The organism is Trichlorobacter sp., from assembly GCF_034008105.1.
GTDB lineage: Bacteria > Desulfobacterota > Desulfuromonadia > Geobacterales > Pseudopelobacteraceae > Trichlorobacter.
Window position 1 is genome coordinate 1 of the sequence record NZ_JAVEPN010000034.1, and the last position, 4,050, is coordinate 4,050.

Annotated in this window: 5 protein-coding genes; 1 reads left to right on the forward strand and 4 read right to left on the reverse strand. The window is 58.1% G+C overall.

All coding sequences use genetic code 11. From position 1 onward, the window contains the following. A partial coding sequence (locus tag RBQ93_RS12290) for a sodium/proton-translocating pyrophosphatase (protein ID WP_320372412.1) occupies positions 1 to 1,232 on the reverse strand: 1,232 nt, incomplete at its 3' end. A 255-nt stretch (positions 1,233 to 1,487) separates the two neighbouring features. On the opposite strand from RBQ93_RS12290, the gene ybgF reads away from it, so the two are divergent. After that, a complete protein-coding gene (gene ybgF, locus RBQ93_RS12295; protein WP_320372413.1) occupies positions 1,488 to 2,300 on the forward strand; it encodes a tol-pal system protein YbgF in 813 nt (270 codons plus the stop codon). 193 nt (positions 2,301 to 2,493) lie between these two features. Here the strand turns inward: ybgF and hisB are convergent, their stop codons facing one another. The 3 genes from hisB to RBQ93_RS12310 form a co-directional block, all read right to left on the reverse strand. Continuing rightward, positions 2,494 to 3,081 (reverse strand): imidazoleglycerol-phosphate dehydratase HisB, encoded by a 588-nt coding sequence (gene hisB, locus RBQ93_RS12300; protein WP_320372414.1) that lies wholly within the window; start codon positions 3,079 to 3,081, stop codon positions 2,494 to 2,496. A gap of 21 nt (positions 3,082 to 3,102) precedes the next feature. Continuing rightward, a complete protein-coding gene (locus RBQ93_RS12305; protein WP_320372415.1) occupies positions 3,103 to 3,516 on the reverse strand; it encodes a hypothetical protein in 414 nt (137 codons plus the stop codon). A 42-nt stretch (positions 3,517 to 3,558) separates the two neighbouring features. Beyond that, on the reverse strand, positions 3,559 to 4,050 hold a 492-nt coding region (locus tag RBQ93_RS12310), incomplete at its 5' end, for an aminotransferase class I/II-fold pyridoxal phosphate-dependent enzyme (RefSeq protein WP_320372416.1).

Genomic DNA, 4,050 nt, shown 5'->3' on the forward strand with positions numbered 1-4,050 from the left:
ACGCCTACCGTGGCCAGCATGCCCACCGCAGCGATACCGATGCCGTAGAGGCCGGCCACCTGGTTGGCGACAAAGATGCCGATGCAGATCACGATGATCGGCGCAACCGTACTTTCAAGGCCCACGGCCAGGCCGTGGATGATGTTGGTGGCCGGGCCGGTCTTGCTGGCCTCGGCGATCCGGGTAACCGGGCCGGCTGAGGTGTAGTATTCGGTGATCAGGCCGATGGAGATGCCGGCAATGGTGCCAGCCAGGATGGCCCAGAACACGCCGTTGCTGATATGCATGGCCCGGGTAATGAAGAACGAGGCGATCAGGAAGCCGCCGGCAGCCACAAAGGTGGTGTAGCGCAGGGCTGCCGCAGGATTGATGTTCTTGAGGAACTTCATGGAGCCGACGCCGATCAGCGAGAAGATCAGGCCGGACATGGCCAGCACCAGCGGCAGCAGCATGGTGTTGGCGCGTACTTCTTCGCCACCCAGGATCGTCAGCTGTGCTGCGCCAGCCGTAGCGGCGATGGCGATGGTGGCGATGATCGAACCGACGTAGGATTCAAAGATGTCGGCGCCCATACCGGCGGTGTCACCCACGCAGTCACCGACGTTGTCGGCGATGACGCCGGGGTTACGGGGGTCGTCCTCGGGGATGCCGGCCTCCACCTTGCCTACCAGGTCGGAACCGACGTCGGCAGCCTTGGTGTAGATGCCGCCGCCCACCCGGGCGAACAGGGCGATGGAGGAAGCGCCCATGGCGAAGCCGTTGATGTAGTTGGCGGTGGCAGGATCGCTGCCAAAGAAGATGTAGCCGATGCCGACCCCGATCAGGCCCACCGAGGCCACTGACAGACCCATCACGGCGCCGCCGTTGAAGGCCACCATCAGGGCTGCGCCCTGACCGGTGGTACGGGCTGCCTCAGTGGTGCGGACGTTGGCGTGGGTGGCGGCCTGCATGCCGATGTAGCCGCAGAGCATGGAGCAGATGGCGCCACCCAGGAAGGCCAGGGCGGTCTGGATACCCATGCTGACAAAGATCAGCGCAAAGACGGCTGCAATGAAGATGGCCAGGACGCGGTATTCCCGATTCAGGAAGGCCATGGCGCCGGAGTGGATCGCCTCGGCGATCTCCTTCATCTTCTCGTTGCCGACGGGTTGTGACTTGATGCTGGTGTAGATCAGGATGGCGATGATGAATCCTGCTACCCCCAGGATCGGTGCGAACATCTGCAGTTGCATGCGCTGGTTCCTCTCTTTCGTGATGTGGGTTGCTTTGTGCGAGTACAGCAAAGTTGAGATAACTAGCTATAAAAACCAAGTATTTTTAAAGTACGGGCGTTGACTTGTCAAGCATTAAAGCTGGTATGCCTGACCATCGTGCGTCTGTCAGGCACAGTGGGGCTGCGGGGGACTCTTGCCATGTCCGGTCGGCTATAGTATAAAAATATACGTGTGTTTAGCGGTACAGAGGTGAATTTGAGTGGAGGAGTAGTCATGAAGCTGATTAATCTGGCATGTGGTGTGCTGATGGTGACCATGCTGGCTGGGTGCGCCACAAAAGGGGCGGTAGATGTAGTGCGGCGAGATGTAGACGAGACCAAGACCAGGATGTACACCCTGGAAAAAGAGTTGACCACGGCGCGCGAAGGAGAAAAAGACCTCAAGGATGAGTTTTCTGCCTTGCGCAGGTCAGATGCTGATCTGCAGGCGTCACTGGACGGCGTGCGCACCGACATGCAGGCGTTGGCTGGTAAGGTGGATGACTATGCTGTCGGCACAAAGAAGTCGGCCGATCAGTTGGTTCGCTACCGCGAGGATGTTGATCGGCGTATTGTTGCCATTGAGGATCGGATCGTCAAGCTGCAGGCCGCCGTTGATGAGTTGAACAAAAAAGTGCAGGAGGGGGGGCAGGGGGCTGGCAGCGGTGATGCTGCCAAGATGGAAACTCTGTACCAGAAAGGACTTGAGTCGTTCAAGGCCGGAGATATGCCTGCTACCCGTACTCAGTTGACCGCTTTCATCGATCAGCAGCCGGAGCATGAACTGGTGTCCAATGCCCGTTACTGGATTGGCGAAACTTTTTACAGTGAAAAAAATTACGAGCAGGCCATCCTGGAATTCCAGGAGGTGATCAAGCAGTTTCCCAAGAAGGAAAAGGCACCGGCAGCCATGCTGAAGCAGGCCTTGTCTTTCAAGGCACTCAAGGATGTCAAGAGCAGCCGTTATGTGCTGGGTAAGTTGGTGCAGGACTACCCCAAGAGTGAGGAGGCCAAGCGGGCGCGGGTGCTGTTGAAGGAGTTGAAGTAGAAACGGTCTTTTTCCGCCCTGGCCCTGCCAAGCTGCGGAATGCCTTGTGCGGCGTACCGATAAAGTACGCCTCCGCGTCATTCCTGGCTTGTCAAACCCAGAACGAAAAAATCCTCGTTTCTTGCTGATTAGTTATGAAAGACGCAGAGGGCGGCCATTCGGGCCGCCCTTTTTTTGTGGTTGGGGATGGTGCTTACAGAACGCCTTTGGTGGAGAGTACGCCGCTTACCCGCTGATCAAGTCGGGTGGCGTCATCCAGCGCCCGGGCAAAGGCCTTGAAGCAGGCCTCGATGATGTGGTGCACGTTGTCGCCGTACAATAGGCTGATGTGCAGATTGCACCCGCAGTTGTTGGCAAAGGCCTGAAAGAACTCACGGGCCAGTTCGGTGTCGAAATCCCCCACCTTTACCTTGGGCAGCTCTACCTGGTAGACCAGATAGGGGCGACCGGAGATATCCAGGGTGACCTCGGCCAGGGTTTCGTCCATCGGCACCCGTGCAAAGCCGTAGCGCCGGATGCTTTGCTTATCGCCCAGGGCTTGGCGTACCGCTGTCCCGAGCACAATACCGATATCCTCCACCGTGTGGTGAAAATCGATGTCTATGTCGCCGTTGGCCTCAACCGCCAGATCAAACAGTCCGTGGCGTGCAAACAGGTTCAGCATGTGGTCCAGGAACGCGACCGAGCTTTTGATGTCTGCCTTGCCGCTGCCATCCAGATCCAGGCTCAGTTTGATACGGGTCTCGGCGGTGCTGCGTTCGAGGTCTGCGCTGCGTGTCATGGGTGATCTGCTCCTGTGGCCTTATTTGCTGCCGTTGTTGCCGTTAACGTCAAATTTTTGCAAGGGGTGTCCCTGTACCAGGTAGGCCTTGCGTTCTTTCACATCCCACAGCGAGAGATAGCCTTTCCAGCCCTTGTCAAGCAGCAGCTCTTTGATGTGGCTCAGCACCTCGGGGGTTGGTTCCGAGTGGAAGGCGTTGTAGCCGGTATAGCCGCCGGGCGGGATCAGCCGGTAGGCGCCGAAGCCTTGGGCTTCGTTGCGTTTCATTAACTTGGTAGTGCCATCCTCTTCCCAGCGGTGTTCTTCGTAGACCGTCCAGCCGCAGATCGGGCACATGATCCGTCGCGAACTGAATCGTCCCCACGCCTCGGTATCGATCCGCGAGTAGTTGAAGCTGCATTGGTGACACTTTTCGTGCAACTCACTCAACTGCATGCTGCTCCTCCTTGCGGGCCGTGCGTCTCTGGTGACCGGCCCCTAACCAATGTCCCTGAGGGCGCTCAGGGTTTGTTCCATCTCCTGCCGGGTGCCGATTGAGATCCGCAGGCCATGGGCGAGGAGGGAATCACTGAAATGACGTACCAGTATCTTGCGCTCAAACAGGCCGTCATAGATACGCCGTCCGTTGCGGTCCGGCGGCGTGGCAAAGACGAAATTACCCTGGGAGGAGATTACCTGATAATTTAATTTGCGCAACTCATTGGTGAAAAAATCACGAGTCTCCCGCACCTGCTCGCAGCGCTGTCGGAAGTAGGTCTGATCCTGCAATGCCGCCAGACAGGCGGCCTGGGCCAGGCGATCCAGGTTGTAGTGGTCGCGGATCTTGTCCAGGGCAGCAATCACCTCGGGCCGGGCAATGGCCAGTCCCAGCCGCATACCAGCCAGGGCATAACTCTTGGACAGGGTGCGGGTGATGACCACGTTATCAAAGCGCCGCACCAGATCGAGGGCGTTTGTTTCGGCAAAGTC